The sequence below is a fragment of the Corynebacterium sp. HMSC072G08 genome (assembly GCF_001809185.1).
In the GTDB taxonomy this organism is placed as follows: Bacteria; Actinomycetota; Actinomycetes; order Mycobacteriales; family Mycobacteriaceae; genus Corynebacterium; species Corynebacterium phoceense.
The window spans coordinates 38,535-54,554 of the sequence record NZ_KV796447.1; the positions used below are offsets into that span (position 1 = coordinate 38,535).

Sequence of the window (16,020 nt, forward strand, 5' to 3'; positions counted from 1 at the left end):
ACCTGCGACGAAGGAGCACAAGGTATGAGCCGACCAACGGGCGCGACAAATAAGGCACAGGCACGCGGCACGCGCCGCGGCGGACAGGCCAGCGCGACACCCGCCGCCACTCAATCTGCTACTCGGACCGCCGAGCGTCCCCACACCACCGAGCAGCCGCCTCGCACCGCGGCGCAGCCCACCGGCATGCGCGCGGCAATAGGCCGCTGGTTTTCCGCCGCGGGTGCGCGCCCGGGCCTGGACTACCTCATGTTGCGCATCTGCGTGCTCACGCTCGTGGGCATCGGCATGCTCATGGCCTACTCCGCGTCCATGGCAACCTCCGTGGCCGAAGACGGCGTCGTGTGGCAGCAGGCCCTGCGCCAGGCGGTCATGGTCATCGCCGGCCTCTTCTGCTTCTGGTTAGGCCTGCGCATCCCGCCGCGCAAGTGGCGCTCCGCGACGGTGTGGCTGCTCTTGCTCGCCATCGCGCTGCTCCTCCTCGTGTTGACCCCCGTCGGCACTGGCCGCGAGGAGGTTGGCTCTCAGTCGTGGATCGTCGTCGCCGGCATTTCTATCCAGCCTTCGGAAATTGCCCGTATCGCCATCGCCCTCTTCGGCGCGAATCTGCTCGCTGACAAGCGCTTTGGCATGTACCACCCGCGCACCATCTGGGACTACTTCAAGGATCCCTTCGTCCAATACACCGTCGTCGCGCTCGGCATGTTCGGCCTCATTATCGCCCAGGGCGATATGGGCATGGGCATGTCCTTTGCCCTCGTTGCAATTTTCACGCTCTTCTTCGCGGGCATGCACAAGTCGATGTTCGTCTTCATCCTCGTCCTCGCGATCGTCGGCGTGGCGGTGCTCTTTACCGGCGGCGGCTATCGCTCGAACCGTTTCCATACATACTTCGATGCTCTCGTGGGCAATATCCAGGACACGCAGGGCACTGGCTTCCAGACTTACCAAGGCTTCCTCTCGCTTGCGGACGGCGGGCTCACGGGTGTGGGACTGGGCCAGTCGCGCGCCAAGTGGTTCTACCTGCCGGAGGCACGCAACGACTTTGTCTTCGCCATCGTCGGCGAAGAGATGGGCCTGTGGGGCGGTCTCCTCGTCATCACGTTGTTCTTCTTCCTCGGCTTCTTCGGCTTCCGCACCGCCATGCGCGCGCAGAACCAGTTCCAAGGCCTTGCCGCCGGCACGCTCACCGCGGCCGTTGTTTCCCAGGCCTTTTTCAATATCTCGTATGTCATCGGCCTGCTGCCGGTGACCGGTATCCAGCTGCCCATGATTTCCGCCGGCGGTACGGCCGCCATCATTACCATCGGTTCCATGGGCCTGCTGTGCAATATTGCGCGCCACGAGCCGGCGCAGGTCTCCGCTATGCAGAACTACGGCCGCCCGCTCTTTGACCGTCTGCTGTGGATACCGGAGCCCGAGCCATCCGATGCCGCCCCGCGCACCGGCGGCCGCCGCCGCGCCGATGGCTCCGGCGCCCCCCGCGACGCCCGTCCCGAGCGCCCTGCCGTACCCGCTGGCGCCCACGAGCGCCCCGCTCGCGCCCGCGAGCGTGAGCAGTCCCACCGCGCGCGCTTCGGTGCCCCGGTCACGAGCCGCACAACGAGCCGCCGCGCCGGCGAGCAGCCCACCGCACGCGGCGGACGCGGTGCCCGCACCGGTGGCCCCGACGGCCGTGATTCTCGCCGCGGCACGCGCCGCCGCTAGAGACCGGCCCGCGCCCACGCTGGTAGCCTGTAGGACATGAATTCGCAGTCCATTTCCGTAGTTATCGCAGGTGGCGGCACTGCCGGTCACATCGAACCGGCGTTGGCCGTCGGCGAGGCGCTCGCCACCGAGCACGGCGCCCGCATTACCGCCCTCGGCACGGAGAAAGGCCTCGAGCGAGATATCGTGCCCGCCCGCGGCGTGGATCTGCGCATGATTACCCCGGTGCCTATCCCACGCAAGCCCAACGCGGACTTGGCCAAGCTGCCCTTCAAGATCATCAAGGCCGTCGCCCAGACCCGCAAGGTCCTCAAGGACGTCCACGCGGACGCTGTCTTTGGCACCGGCGGCTACGTCGCCGCCCCGGCCTACCTCGCCGCGAAGTCACTCGGCATTCCCTTCTACGTGCTGGAGACCAACGCCCTAGCCGGCATCGCCAACAAGCTGGGTGTGAAACTCGGCGGCATCGGCCTCAACGCGACCGCCGGCTCCGGCATGCCCGGCGAGGTCGTCGGCATCCCCGTGCGCCCCTCACTTGCCGTCGACCGCGAAGGCGCCGCGGCCCTTGCTGCCCGCGCGAAGTGGAACCTCACCGCGGAGAAGCCGGTCATCCTCGTCACCGGTGGCTCCCAGGGCGCAGCGTCTATTAATGCCGCTGTTGAGGGCGCCATCGCGGACCTCACCCAGGATTTCCAGGTGCTTCACGCCTACGGCAAGAAGAACGCCGCGCCCGCCGCGCACGACGGCTACACCGCACTGCCGTATATCGAAGACATGGCCGGGGCGCTCGCCGTCGCCGACCTCGTCATCTGCCGCTCCGGCGCCATGACTGTCGCGGAGGTCTCCGCGGCGCACCTGCCCGCCATCTACATTCCGCTCCCACACGGCAACGGCGAGCAGGCACTCAACTCGCGCCACCTCGTCGACGCCGGCGCCGCCGTGCAGATCGCGGACGCGGATCTCAGCCCCGAGCTCCTCGTGCACCACGTGCGCGAGATTCTCGAGGACCCCATTCGCCTCGACGCCATGCGCACCGCCGTGGCTTCCAACTCCGCGGGCGACGTCGCCCGCACCATCGCTCGCCGCATCGCCGAACAGATCACCGCCGCTGAGGCTTCTGCAGAAAAGGACGTATAAGACCGTGACCACTTCCCAGACTTCCTCCGCGGCTCCGCTCGGTGCGGATCTCTCCCGTGTCCACATGGTGGGCATCGGCGGCTCCGGCATGTCCGGCCTCGCCCGCATTCTCGTCGAGCGCGGCAGCGTCGTCACCGGCTCCGACATGAAGGACTCCACGCCCGTGGAGGTCCTGCGCACCCTCGGTGCACATATCGCGATCGGCCATGCCGCGGAGAACCTCACCCTCGCAGGCTCGCTGCCCACCGTCGTCGTCACCTCGTTCGCGGCCATCCCGCAGGACAACCCGGAGCTCGCCGGTGCGCGTGAACACGGCATCCCCGTCATCCGCCGCTCCGACCTCCTCGCCGAGCTCATGGTGGGCTACGACCAGGTGCTCCTCGCCGGCACCCATGGCAAGACCTCCACGACCTCCATGACCGTCGCCGCGCTGCAGACCGCGGGCCTCGACCCGTCCTTTGCCATCGGCGGCCAGCTCAACCGCGCGGGCACCAACGCCCACCAGGGCACCGGCCAGGCCTTCGTCGCCGAGGCCGACGAGTCCGACGCCTCGCTGCTGCGCTACTCGCCTAAGGTCGCCGTCATTACCAATATCGAGCCGGACCACCTCGACTTCTTCCACACTCCGGAGGCTTACTACCAGGTCTTCGACGACTTCGCCGACCGCGTCGGCGCTGATGGACATCTCGTTGTGTGCCTCGACGACGAACGTGCGGCACAGACCGGACAGCGCGCCGCCGAGCGCGGCATTTCCGTGTTGGGCTACGGCTCCCACGGCGCGGGCGAGACTTACCCGGGCATCACCCAGGCTGCGGAGATTCTCTCCGAGGACATGTCCGGCGAGAACACCGTCGTTCGTACCCGTCTCGAGCTGCCGGGGGAGGAGCCCTTTGAGGCCACCTACGGCCTCCAGATTCCGGGCCACCACATGGTGCTCAACTCGCTCGCCGCGCTCATCGCCGGCCACCTCGTGGGCGGCGACACCGCCAAGCTGGCCGAGGGGCTCAGCGACTTCACCGGCGTGCGCCGCCGCTTCGAGTACCGTGGCGCGCGCGTCATGGCACCGGGGACCAGTCCCGTGCGTGTCTACGACGACTACGCGCACCACCCCACGGAGGTCCGTGCCGTGCTCACCGCCGCCCGCGCCAAGGCGGAGGCTGAGGGCAATGGCGCGCGCGTCATTGCGTGCTTCCAGCCGCACCTTTATTCGCGCACCATGGAATTCCAGGAGGAATTCGCGGACGCTCTCTCGCTTGCCGATGCCGCCGTGGTCCTCGACATCTACGGCGCCCGCGAGCAGCCGGTGGAGGGCATTACCTCCCGCATCATCACCGAGAAGATGGAGGAGGGCCGCGGCGTTTTCGAGCCGGATTTCTCGGCGGCCCCGCGCACTGTGGTCGAGCTTGCGCAGCCGGGCGACATCATCCTCACCGTCGGTGCGGGCTCAGTGACCATGCTCGCCGCGGAAATCCTCGATGAACTCGGTGCTGGCGCGTCGAGCGGTGAGACTACGGGCTCCGGGGAGAGCGCCGGTGAGTAAGAAGGCCATCGCCGTCACCGTCGGCGCCGTGCTCGCTATCCTGGCTATCGCCGTGGGCGTCATCTACGCCACACCGGTGTTCAAGGTGCAGCAGTTCGCCGTCGAGGGGCAGAACCACACGAGCGTCGAAGACATCGAGGCAGCTACGGGCGTGGCGCTCGAGTCGAACCTCGTGCGCGTCGACCCGCAGACGGCGGCCTCCGGCGTCGTCGCGCTGCCGTGGGTGAAGTCCGCGACCGTGGCGCGCCACCTGCCTTCGACGCTCCAGGTCACCGTCGTCGAGCGCGAGGCCGTCGCCTACACCGACGCGCACGACGGTCCGCACCTCATCGACGAGGACGGCGAGGAATTCGTTATCGAAATGCCGCCGCGGGAGGCCGTGAAGATCACCGGCGGCGAGTCCGGCTCGCGCAACTGGGCGGGCGCCGTCGCCGTCATCGCCTCCGTGCCCGCCGAGCTGCGCGTCGAGGCCGACTCCGTCGACGCCGCCGACCCGTTCAACTACGTCTTCCACATGAAGGACGGCCGCACGGTGACGTGGGGTGCGAACAACGGGGACGCGGACAACGCGAACAAGGCGCGCGCCTTTGCCTCCGTGCTCAAGATGGACGGCCAGAACTGGAATATCTCCAACCCGGAGCTCGTGACGAGTTCCTAGCCTGCCACGACTCCCACGCCCTCGCCGCACAGCCGCGGTGAGGGCGAATTTTTTCGAATTCACACCCGTCACACCGAGGCGCCGAAGTGGTGCATGAGCGGGACAAAAGCGCACGTCAGCAACCCTAAAGTAGAGGTTGAGGGTACCGACACGCGGCGAAATCAACACGCAATTACGAGCGTCGTCACCGAAGATGGAAAGCGACTCGCCGCGCATGCACGTTTTACTCGGCGACACCTCGTTAGACATGATCCTGGCGGCCACGCGCGCGTGGCCGCGCTACTTATCCGGTGAAAGGCAAAAACACCTCTCATGACCACCCCGAGCAACAACAACTTGGCAGACATCAAGGTCGTCGGCGTCGGCGGCGGCGGCGTCAACGCCGTCAATCGCATGATTGAAGAAGGCATCAAGGGCGTCGAGTTCGTCGCCATCAACACCGATGCCCAGGCGCTTATCCTGTGCGACGCGGATTCCAAGCTCGACATCGGCCGCGACGCCACCCGTGGCCTCGGCGCCGGCGCTAACCCGGAGGTCGGCCGCCAGGCTGCCGAGGATTCCAAGAGCGAGCTCGAGGAGTACCTGCGCGGCGCAGACATGGTCTTCGTCACCGCCGGCGAGGGCGGCGGCACAGGCACGGGTGCTGCCCCGGTTGTGGCGTCCATCGCGAAGAAGCAGGGATCGCTGACCGTCGGCGTTGTCACCAAGCCGTTCAAGTTCGAGGGCCCGCGCCGCACCCGCCAGGCCGAGGAGGGCATCGCCACCCTCGCCGAGGTCTGCGACACGCTTATCGTTATTCCGAACGACCGCCTGCTCCAGCTCTCCGAGGAAGAGCTGCCCATCGTCGAGGCCTTCCGCCTCGCCGACGAGGTGCTCCACAACGGTGTTCAGGGCATTACGAACCTGATCACCACCCCGGGCATGATCAACGTCGACTTTGCCGACGTCCGCTCCGTCATGACCGACGCCGGTTCTGCTCTCATGGGCATCGGCAACGCCCGCGGCGAGAACCGATCCCTCGTCGCGACCGAGCAGGCCATCAACTCGCCGCTGCTCGAGTCCACCATGCACGGCGCCAAGGGCATCCTGCTCTCTATCGCCGGTGGCTCGGACCTCGGCCTCCACGAGATCAACCAGGCTGCCTCCCTCGTCACCGATTACGCCGACGAGGACGCGAACATCATCTTCGGTACCATCATCGACGACTCGCTCGGTGACGAAATCCGCGTGACCATCATCGCCACCGGCTTCGATGCAGAGAAGAACCGCCACGCAGATGCGCACGACGGCACCATCTCCCACAACGACCCGGCCCCGGCCAAGCAGGTTCCGGCCCAGTCCCAGTCCGCACCGGTCCAGGACCGCGCCTCTCTCTTCGAGGATCGCTCGGCCCCGGCTCGCGAGGAGCGCGAGGCCTACCAGCCGCGCCACGAGTTCCGCGTCGGCGAAGACCGCGCTCCCCGCCAGCCGGAGCGCACCGAGCGTGTCGAGCGCCACGACGACGGCGGCCTGTTTACCACCCGCCAGCGTGCCGAGGAGCGTCCGAACTACGGCCGCGACTCCCGTGAGACCCGCGTCAACGACGATGATGACGACCTCGATGTCCCGGACTTCCTCCGCTAGGAGCCTCTGAGCCAGAAGCCCCACCGAGCCTCCCCGCCGCCTAAGCACGGCCCGCGCTCAGCCCGCGCGCCCCGGCCCGGGCGAGGGGAGTGGGCGCGGTAGTCTGGAGTGCATGCCAGTCAACCCGTCTCAGCCGCAGGCTTCCTCTAACGAGGCCACCTCCGCGACCACGCCAGACGTGCGTCGCCGCCCCGTCCGCATGGTATTTACCTCCCGTGCCGGCGGGGTTTCCTCGTCCCCGTACGGTTCCTTCAATCTAGGCACCCACGTGGGCGATAGCCCCGAGGACGTCGCCGCGAACCGCGCGCGGCTCACCCGAGTTCTGGATCTCCCAGACATCGTCTACATGGAGCAGCTCCACACCAATACCGTCACCGTCATCGACGGACCGCAGGACGGCCCCGTCGAGGCCACCGATGCACTCGTGACCACCACGCCGAACCTCGGACTCGCCGTCCTCGTCGCGGACTGCGTCCCCGTGCTGCTCTCGGACCACGCCGCCGGCGTCGTTGCCGCGGCTCACGCCGGCCGCATGGGTGCCCGCAACGGTATCGTCCGCAACACCGTCTCGACAATGGTCGAGCTTGGCGCTACGCCCGCGAACATTCAGGTCCTCCTTGGCCCCGCCGCGTCGGGCCGGCACTACGAGGTTCCTGCCGATATGGCCGCCGACGTCGAGGCCCACCTGCCCGGCTCCCGCACGAAGACCACGAAGGGCACGCCCGGCATCGACGTGCGCGCCGGCCTCGTGCGTCAGCTCCTCTCGCTCGGCGTCACCAACATCGAGGCAGACCCGCGCTGCACTATCGAGGACGAGGCCTTCTTCTCCTATCGCCGCGAAGGCACTACCGGCCGCCAGGCCGGTGTCATCTGGCTCAACCACCCCAAGGAGTCTTAATCCATGACCGACCGCAAAGCCGAACTTTCCGCCAATCTCGACAAGGTCCGCGCCCAGATCGCCCAGCTTGCCGATGCCGCCTCCCGCCCCGCCCCGCAGCTCCTCCCCGTCACCAAGTTCCACCCAGTCGAGGATGTAGCACTCCTCGCTGAGCTGGGCATCACCGACGTCGCGGAAAACCGCGAGCAGGAAGCCCGCGCCAAGCACGCCGCGCTCGGCACCGTCCGCTTCCATATGATTGGCCAGATTCAGACGAAGAAGGCCAATCATGTCGCGCGCTGGGCGGCGAGCGTCCACTCGCTCGACTCGCTGAAGCTCGCGGCGGCCCTCGATCGCGGCATGGGCAACGCACTCGCGGCGGGGGAGCGCGCCGGATTGCCCGACACGCTGCCGGTTTTTATTCAGATCTCCGCGGACGGCGATGAACACCGCGGCGGGACGCAACTGAGTGACCCAGAGGGCATCGGCAAGCTCGTGGCCGCGGTCGAAGAATCCGAGCATCTTGAGCTTGCCGGTTTTATGGTCGTGCCCCCACTCGATGCCGACGCCGGCGAGGTCTTCCGCGCCGTCCGCGCGCTCACGAATGAGTGGTCCGCGACGCTCGGCCGTGAGCTCAAGCTTTCGGCGGGTATGAGTGCCGATCTGAAGGATGCAATTTCGGCGGGCACGGATATTGTGCGTGTCGGAACCGGGATTATGGGGCCGCGGCCGATAGTTTGAGTAACAACGCAAATGCGCATTTCACAGCGTGGATCTGAAGTCTAAATCAACACTTTAGACCCGCGTGTCCATAGACCACTTCATTGAAGGTTAGAGGGAGACCAACAATGTCTTTTATTGATCGAACCAAGGAGTTCTTCGGCCTGGCCCCGATGGACATCGACGCCGACGACGCGTACTACGCCGACGAGCGTGAGCCTGCCCAGCCGGCGTACGCCACCAACGGCTCCGCGGCGTACGCGCCGCGCACGGCGCCGGCCGCGCACGAATACGAGCCGGCTTCGTCCGTCCCGACGCGTGCCCCGCATGCGTCCTACCAGCCGACCATCGTTCCGGTCTCCCTGGTGAGCTACCGCGAGGCCACCAAGGTCGGTGCTCCGTTCCGCGATGGCGACGCGGTCGTCTTCGAGGTCACCGACGCCAAGCCGGGGCACGACAAGCGACTCATCGACTTCGCCGCTGGCCTGGTCTACGCCTTCGAGGGCTCCCGCATGCTCAAGCTCACCTCGGGCATGGACACTGACCGCCTGGTCTTCGTCATCATCCCGCCGGAGGTCGACATCGACCGCTCCGAGCTCGAGCGCATCGCTGGCCTACGTTAAGCCTTTTCCTCGCCGCACCCGTAAGCGGGCGGCGTACGCCCTGCGCGAACTCACCCCGTGAGTTCGGCGGGGCTTTTCTCATGCTCGGTGTTCCTCGTCTAGGCTCGATGGGCGTGAGTGAAATCGGCATCATCCTGTACGCGCTAATCCGACTGTTTTCTTTCGCGCTTATTATCCGCATCATTGTGGAAATGGTCGCGTCGTTCTCTCGGAATTTCCGCCCGCCGCGGTGGTTTACCCTCGTGGCCGAACCCCTCTTCGCGGTCACTGACCCGCCTGTGAAGGGGCTGCGCAAGATTATCCCGCCGTTGCGCTTGGGAAACGTCTCGCTCGACGTGTCCATTATCGTGCTTTTCCTGCTGCTGGGCTTGCTGTCCACGGTGGTTGTCCGCACCTTGGTCTAGGCCTTTGACCCCTCCTGCGGTGTCGTGTCGTGGGGGTGGATCGCATGGTCGCTATTAGTCTGAACGTGTAGTTAATGTTCACGAACGCGCCCATTTGGCTACAATGAGTGAGACAGTCCGCTTTGTGGACTTATGATTGTTTAAAATAATAGTTTGTAAGGAACCGCGTCGGTTCCTCGTCGCAGTCGTTTCAGGCGGCGCGCGGCGAGCTCGGGCGTAGGCCTGTCACATCTCCGCACTGCCTCGGAACCTCCGGGGCGCACCGACTTGAAGGGGAAGAGAAGTCAATGCCGCTGACACCCGCTGATGTACACAACGTCGCTTTCAGCAAGCCGCCGATTGGCAAGCGTGGCTACAACGAGGACGAGGTCGATCAGTTCCTCGACCTCGTAGAGGACACTCTTGCCCAGCTGCAGGACGAAAACGATGACCTCGCCGCACAGGTTGAGGATCTGAAGTCCGCGGGCTCTGCCGCAGGTGCGGCTGGTGCCAAGGGCGTCGACGAGGCCGCTCTGCGCAAGGAGATTGAGGCCAAGCTCAAGGCTGATTACGAGTCCAAGCTCAAGTCCGCGCAGGACGAGGCTTCTGCTGCCAAGTCCGAGGCCGCCAAGGCCAAGGAAGAGTCCACCAAGGCCGCTGCGGACCTCAAGGCTGCCCGCGCCGAGGCCGAGAAGGCCGCGCACGCTGGCGAGTCCAACAAGGCTGCTGGCGCCGCTGCTGCTTCCGCTGAGCTCAAGGCTGCCCAGGAGCAGGCTGCTAAGGCCAAGTCCGAGGCCGAGTCCCTGAAGAAGGAACTCGAGGCCGCCAAGCGCGACAACGAGCAGCTGAAGAAGTCCGCTGCGAATAGCACGCAGAAGTCCGGCGTTGCCGCCGCGGGTGCTGGCGCTGCCGGTGCCGCCGCAGGCGCTGGCCTGGCCACCGCTGACACGCACATGCAGGCCGCCAAGGTCCTGGGCCTGGCGCAGGAGATGGCAGACCGCCTCACCTCCGAGGCGAAGGCAGAGTCCGAGTCCCTGCTTTCCGAGGCCCGCTCGGCCGCCGAGAAACAGCTCACCGACGCGGACACCCGTTCCAAGTCCCAGCTGGCTGAGGCTCAGAAGAAGTACGACGCTCAGCTGCTCGACGCAGACACCCGCTCCAAGAAACTCGTGTCCGACGCCGAGGCCAAGGCTCAGCAGACCGAGGCCGACGCCAATTCCCGCGCTGAGGCTCAGATTCGCCAGGCCGAGGAGAAGGCTGCAGCCCTGCAGGCTGACGCTGAGAAGAAGCACACCGACATCATGAACACGGTGAAGCAGCAGCAGGCCGCCCTCGAGACGCGCATCGCCGAGCTGCGCACCTTCGAGCGCGAGTACCGCACTCGCCTGAAGACCCTGCTCGAGTCCCAGCTCGAGGAGCTCGAGGCCCGCGGCTCCGCTGCCCCGAACGGCGAGGCTGGCAACAACTAAGCCTGACCCGCTTCCAACCCCCGTCCCTCAGCGCCCACGCGGTGCTGGCGGCGGGGGTTTCGCGTTGTGCGCGGTAGGCTAGAGGCCAATCTGTTCTTACTTTCCGGGAGTGTTCTTTCATGCTCATCGCCGCCCTTGTTTTGGCGCTCGTTGCCTTCGTGGCGCTCGTTTATTACATCTCGACCGGTACGCTGGCGGCGCTCGTCGGTCTCTTCGTTGCAGCAGGCCTGGGGCTCATCCTTTTTACGGCGGACTGGGTGAAGAAACACCGCCAAGACCGCGTACGCATCGTGGACCACGCGGAGCCCACCGCGCGCGACGTCGCCGAAGGGGATAAGTAGCCGCCGTGACGGATTCCGGTGATTTCCTGGGTCTCGAGGAATGGGACGTGCCCACGCATTCCCTTCTGCTCGTCGAGCCCGACCGCGACGCGGATGGCTTCATCCCCGCCGACTCGCTGCCCGTCGCTCAAGCGGCGATCGAGCGTCTTGCGCGACCCATCGGTTCGACGCACACGCTGGAAAACCTGCTTCAGGCCACGGTCCACCGGTATCCACTCGCGCGTGTGGCCGGCGACCGCGTCCTCGTTATCGAGACCGACGGCGCCCATATGGAGCGCCTTCTGCGCGACATGGAACCCGCCGTCGCGCGCTTCGGTTTGCAGATGGTCGCCCAGCCCGGCGCCGTGCCACTTGCCTTCGGCGACGAGACCCGCGACTTCCGCACCCGCACCCTCGACTATGAGGTCCGCTTCGCCTCCCGCCGCGGCGTACCTCAGCTCCTGCGGCGTATGGCTCGTGCACAGGAGACGCTCGACGCACAGGCCGGCACCGGCGGCTCGGGCATGCTGGCGGAGTTCCTCCACATCGCATCCGCCGCAACACCCGGCGTGCAGTACATCCAAAGCCTCTACGACTCCGCCGCGGGTGGCTTCGAAGTCGAGGTGCGTGACGGCGGACCCGAGCGCCATTTCCGTGCAGTTGAACTCGATATCGCCGCGGCAGGGGAGTGCTTCCTTGCCTGGATGGACGGCCACAGGGACTTCTTCGGCGACTGGGAGCGCATGGAGTTCTAACTCCGCTTGACATTCAAGCTATAGTTATTAGATACATGCACTGATCCGGCCATCACCGGGGAGCATTTCGGAAGAACGGCCTTGGGCTCAGTAGAACCGAACGGGTGGGACCGACATCTCCTTCACGAATCAAGCGGGGCCGGGCAACCGGTCCAAGCAGGGTGGTACCGCGAGCCGCGAGGCGCGTCCCTGCAGCAGTCAACGACAGCGTGAAGGATGAATCAATGAGCGACAGCGTAGGCAACGTCTACCCCAAGGTCGATATGACCGGCGGTTCCAGCCGCTTCCCGGACATGGAAGAAATCGTCCAGAAGTACTGGGCCCAGGACGACACGTTTAAGGCAAGCCTTGAACAAACCGAAGGATGCCCCGAGTACGTTTTCTACGACGGCCCGCCGTTTGCCAACGGTCTGCCGCACTACGGCCACCTGCTCACCGGCTACGTCAAGGACATCGTTCCGCGCTACCGCACGATGGCCGGCTTCCACGTCCCGCGCGTCTTCGGTTGGGACACTCACGGCCTGCCGGCCGAGCTCGAGGCCGAGAAGCAGCTGGGCATCACGGACAAGGGCCAGATCGAAGAGATGGGCCTGGAGAAGTTCAACGAGTACTGCGCCAAGTCCGTCCTCGAGTACACGGACGAGTGGGAAGCCTACGTCAACCGCCAGGCTCGCTGGGTCGATTTTGAAAACGGCTACAAGACCATGGACATCGACTACATGGAGTCGGTCATGTGGGCGTTCAAGGAGCTCTACGACAAGGGCCTTATCTACCAGGGCTTCCGCGTCCTGCCGTATTCCTGGGCCGAGCACACCTCGCTGTCTAACCAAGAGACCCGTCTCGACGACTCCTACAAGATGCGCCAGGATCCGACGCTCACCGTGACCTTCCCGGTCACCGGCGCGCGCGAGGGCACCGCGGCCGAGCAGACCCTCGCCGCGCATCCCGAGCTTTCCGATGCCGCCTTCCTCGCCTGGACGACCACCCCCTGGACCCTGCCGTCCAACTCGGCTCTCGCTGTGAACCCGGAGGTCACCTACGCACTCATCAAGGCCACGGACGGCGACTTTGCTGGCCAGACCTTCATCATGGCGCAGGCGCTCACCGGCACCCTGGCTAAAGAGCTGGGCGAGGTTGAGGAGCTGGCGACGTTCAGCGGCGCCGAACTCGCGGGCTTTACGTATCAGCCGATCTTTGACTTCTTCAAGGACCTGCGCAACGGCTTCCAGGTAATCCTGGCGGACTACGTCACCACCGAGGACGGCACCGGCGTCGTCCACCAAGCCCCGGCTTTCGGTGAAGACGATATGAATACGTGCAACAAGTACGACATCGAGCTCGTCATCCCCGTCGACGAGGACGGCGAGTTCACCTCGCAGGTCCCGCCGTACGAGGGCCAGCTCGTCTTCGACGCGAACAAGAGCATCATCAAGGACTTGAAGGCCGCAGGCCGCGTCGTGCGCCACGTGACCATCGAGCACTCCTACCCGCACTCCTGGCGCTCGGGCGAGCCGCTCATCTACAAGGCTCTCCCGGCCTGGTTCGTCAAGGTCACCGAGTTCCGCGACCGCATGGTCGAGCTCAACCACAACGAGATCGAGTGGCTGCCGCAGCACATCCGTGATGGCCAGTTCGGCAAGTGGCTCGAGGGCGCCCGCGACTGGAACATCTCGCGTACCCGTTACTGGGGCGCGCCGATCCCGGCCTGGGTCTCTGACAACCCGGAGTACCCGCGCGTGGACGTCTACGGCTCCCTCGACGAGCTCGAGGCCGACTTCGGCGTGCGCCCGACCAGCCTGCACCGCCCGTACATCGACGAGCTCACCCGCCCGAACCCGGACGACCCGACCGGCAAGTCCATGATGGTCCGCGTCCCGGACGTCCTCGACTGCTGGTTCGAGTCCGGTTCCATGCCGTTCGCGCAGAAGCATTACCCGTTCGAGAACAAGGATTGGTTCGAGACTCACTCGCCGTCCGACTTCATCGTCGAGTACTCCGGCCAGACCCGCGGCTGGTTCTACGTCATGCACGTCCTCTCCGTCGCGCTCTTCGATCGCCCGGCGTACAAGAAGGTCGTCGCCCACGGCATTGTGCTAGGTAACGACGGGTTGAAGATGTCCAAGTCCAAGGGCAACTACCCGAACGTCAACGAGGTCTTCGACCGCGACGGTTCTGATGCCATGCGCTGGTTCCTCATGTCCAGCCCCATCCTGCGTGGCGGCAACCTCATCGTCACCGAGCAAGGCATCCGCGAGGGCGTGCGCCAGGCCATCCTGCCAATCTGGAACGCGTACACCTTCCTCCAGCTCTACGCCGGCCAGGAAGCGAAGTTCGACACCTCGTCGACCAACGTCCTGGACCGCTACATCCTGGCGAAGACCCACGACCTGGTCGCGGGCGTGGCCGATGCCCTCGATAACACGGATATCGCGGCGGCCACCGAGCACGTGCGCCTGTTCGCCGATGCCCTCACCAACTGGTACGTGCGCCGCTCCCGCGACCGTTTCTGGGCCGGCGAGGCTGAGCACCCCGAGGCTTTCAACACCCTCTACACGGTGCTCGAGACCGTCACCCGCGTCGTCGCCCCGCTGCTCCCGCACGTCGCCGAGGTCATCTACCGCGGCCTCACCGGCGAGCGCTCTGTCCACCTCGCGGACTTCCCGAAGGCCGCGGACTACCCGGCGGATGCCGACCTCGTGGCCTCCATGGACGCGACGCGCGCGGTGGCATCGGCAGCAAGCTCGGTGCGCAAGTCCAACAAGCTGCGCAACCGCCTGCCGCTGCCGGGCCTGACTGTCGCGATGAGCAACTCCGCTCAGCTGGCCGACTTCAAGGACATCATCCGCGACGAGGTCAACGTCAAGGAAGTCACGCTCACTGACGACGTCGACTCGGTTGGTACCTTCCAGGTTGTCTGCAACGCCAAGGTCGCCGGCCCGCGCCTGGGCCGCGACGTTCAGCGCGCCATCAAGAACCTGAAGGCCGGCAACTACGAGCGCCAGGGCGAGAATGTTCTCGTCGACGGCGATATCGAGCTGACGCCGGACGAGTACACGGAGCGCCTGCAGGCGGCCAACCCGGAGTCGACGGCGCGCATCGATGGGCTCGACGGCCTCGTCGTCCTCGACACGAACGTCACCGAGGAGCTCGAGGCCGAGGGCTGGGCCGCCGACGTTATCCGCGGCCTCCAGGATGCCCGCAAGGCCTCCGGCTTCGAGGTCTCGGACCGCATCACCGCCGTCCTGTCCGTGCCCGCGGACAAGGAGGAGTGGGCAAACCGCCACAAGGATCACATCGCAGACGAGGTCCTCGCGACCGACTTCACGGTGACCACCGAGCCGCTCACCGGCGACGTCCATGAGGTCGTCAAGGGCGCGACCGCCACCGTGGCAAAGAACGCCTAAAACCCCGCTGTAGGGCCCGAGGTTCTCCTCGGGCCCTTTCGCGTACTCTGGGCTGCATGCCACGCATTGACCACGCAGCGATGTACGTCCGCGACCTCGAGGCCGCCCGCGCGTTCTTCATCGAGTATTTCGACGCGACCTCGAATGAGTAGTACCACAACCCGCGCACGGGTCTGCGCACGTACTTCCTGTCTTTCGAGGACTCCACGCGCCTAGAAATCATGTCCCGCCCCGGTCACGAGTCGGCCTCGCTTTCCGATGCCGCCGGATGGAACCACGTTGCCTTCTCCCTCGGATCCCAGGACGCCGTCGATGCCATGGCCAAGCGCTTGCGCGAGGGCGGGTTCGAGATCCTCTCCGGACCGCGCACCACGGGCGACGGTTACTATGAGTGCGCGTTCCTCGATGCCGAGGGCAACCAGATCGAGGTCACGGCCTAGACCTCCGTCACGCGCCCCGTCTGCTCGTCGAAGAGCAGCGCGTGGCCCATGCCCGCCCAGCCGATGAATGGGTCGTCGCTCTCGGTGATGCGTCGGTGCACGTGGCCCATCACCCACGCGTCGTAGCCCACGCTCGCGAGCTCCGCGACTGAGGCCGGCAGGCACTCTGAGCGGCTGTACTCGCCGTGGACAGAGGAGTGGATGAATCCGAGGTTCGCCCCGCCAGCAACCGGCGCTGGGTAGTCCTGCCACACGACGCGCGGGTCGGGGTCGGTGACCACGGAGCACGCGTGGACCGCCGTGCCATCAGGGAATCGGAACGTCGCGGGCTCCGCTGGCAAGCCGCTCACGGATCAGATTGGCG

At 66.0% G+C, this 16,020-nt stretch carries 15 protein-coding genes; 14 read left to right on the top strand and 1 reads right to left on the bottom strand.

What is annotated here, in order from left to right; all coding sequences use genetic code 11:
* The first annotated feature begins 186 nt into the window (after positions 1-186).
* The 14 genes from HMPREF2559_RS09475 to HMPREF2559_RS13315 all read left to right on the top strand — a co-directional run bounded on the left by HMPREF2559_RS09475 (position 187) and on the right by HMPREF2559_RS13315 (position 15,656).
* The gene (locus HMPREF2559_RS09475; protein ID WP_082723305.1) at positions 187-1,707 is read left to right on the top strand and encodes a peptidoglycan glycosyltransferase FtsW; all 1,521 of its coding nucleotides are present in this window, start codon (positions 187-189) and stop codon (positions 1,705-1,707) included.
* 36 nt (positions 1,708-1,743) lie between these two features.
* Complete coding sequence (gene murG / locus HMPREF2559_RS09480) at positions 1,744-2,844, top strand: undecaprenyldiphospho-muramoylpentapeptide beta-N-acetylglucosaminyltransferase (protein ID WP_066512312.1); 1,101 nt, start codon at positions 1,744-1,746, stop codon at positions 2,842-2,844.
* 64 nt (positions 2,845-2,908) lie between these two features.
* The gene (gene murC / locus HMPREF2559_RS09485; RefSeq protein WP_070540515.1) at positions 2,909-4,384 is read left to right on the top strand and encodes a UDP-N-acetylmuramate--L-alanine ligase; all 1,476 of its coding nucleotides are present in this window, start codon (positions 2,909-2,911) and stop codon (positions 4,382-4,384) included.
* On the top strand, positions 4,377-5,042 hold the full coding sequence (locus HMPREF2559_RS09490) for a cell division protein FtsQ/DivIB (protein WP_066492066.1): 666 nt from the start codon (positions 4,377-4,379) through the stop codon (positions 5,040-5,042). Before murC ends, HMPREF2559_RS09490 begins: the two co-directional genes overlap by 8 nt.
* Before the next feature lie 312 nt (positions 5,043-5,354).
* Entirely contained in the window at positions 5,355-6,665 is a 1,311-nt protein-coding gene (gene ftsZ, locus HMPREF2559_RS09495) for a cell division protein FtsZ (protein WP_066492076.1), read from the top strand.
* 199 nt (positions 6,666-6,864) lie between these two features.
* On the top strand, positions 6,865-7,563 hold the full coding sequence (gene pgeF / locus HMPREF2559_RS09500; protein WP_070540518.1) for a peptidoglycan editing factor PgeF: 699 nt from the start codon (positions 6,865-6,867) through the stop codon (positions 7,561-7,563).
* Between the two features lie 3 nt (positions 7,564-7,566).
* Positions 7,567-8,283, top strand: coding sequence for a YggS family pyridoxal phosphate-dependent enzyme (locus HMPREF2559_RS09505; protein ID WP_066492078.1), 717 nt, complete (start codon positions 7,567-7,569; stop codon positions 8,281-8,283).
* Between the two features lie 107 nt (positions 8,284-8,390).
* Positions 8,391-8,885 carry a cell division protein SepF gene (locus tag HMPREF2559_RS09510; protein ID WP_066492080.1) on the top strand — a complete coding sequence of 165 codons (495 nt, stop codon included), beginning with the start codon at positions 8,391-8,393 and terminating at the stop codon, positions 8,883-8,885.
* Between the two features lie 113 nt (positions 8,886-8,998).
* On the top strand, positions 8,999-9,289 hold the full coding sequence (locus HMPREF2559_RS09515) for a YggT family protein (RefSeq protein WP_181734557.1): 291 nt from the start codon (positions 8,999-9,001) through the stop codon (positions 9,287-9,289).
* Between the two features lie 287 nt (positions 9,290-9,576).
* Positions 9,577-10,737, top strand: a complete 1,161-nt coding sequence (locus tag HMPREF2559_RS09520; RefSeq protein WP_066492092.1) for a DivIVA domain-containing protein — start codon at positions 9,577-9,579, stop codon at positions 10,735-10,737.
* Positions 10,738-10,856: 119 nt separating this feature from the next.
* Positions 10,857-11,078: a hypothetical protein gene (locus HMPREF2559_RS09525; RefSeq protein WP_066492103.1), complete on the top strand. Its 222-nt coding sequence runs from the start codon at positions 10,857-10,859 to the stop codon at positions 11,076-11,078.
* A 5-nt stretch (positions 11,079-11,083) separates the two neighbouring features.
* A complete protein-coding gene (locus HMPREF2559_RS09530) occupies positions 11,084-11,812 on the top strand; it encodes a hypothetical protein (protein ID WP_066492109.1) in 729 nt (242 codons plus the stop codon).
* Positions 11,813-12,036: 224 nt separating this feature from the next.
* Positions 12,037-15,216 carry an isoleucine--tRNA ligase gene (gene ileS / locus HMPREF2559_RS09535; protein WP_066492118.1) on the top strand — a complete coding sequence of 1,060 codons (3,180 nt, stop codon included), beginning with the start codon at positions 12,037-12,039 and terminating at the stop codon, positions 15,214-15,216.
* Positions 15,217-15,389: 173 nt separating this feature from the next.
* Positions 15,390-15,656: a VOC family protein gene (locus tag HMPREF2559_RS13315; protein ID WP_329601879.1), complete on the top strand. Its 267-nt coding sequence runs from the start codon at positions 15,390-15,392 to the stop codon at positions 15,654-15,656.
* Here the strand turns inward: HMPREF2559_RS13315 and HMPREF2559_RS09545 are convergent.
* On the bottom strand, positions 15,653-16,006 hold the full coding sequence (locus HMPREF2559_RS09545; protein ID WP_066512329.1) for a metallophosphoesterase family protein: 354 nt from the start codon (positions 16,004-16,006) through the stop codon (positions 15,653-15,655). The genes HMPREF2559_RS13315 and HMPREF2559_RS09545 overlap by 4 nt on opposite strands.
* Between the last annotated feature and the right edge of the window lie 14 nt (positions 16,007-16,020).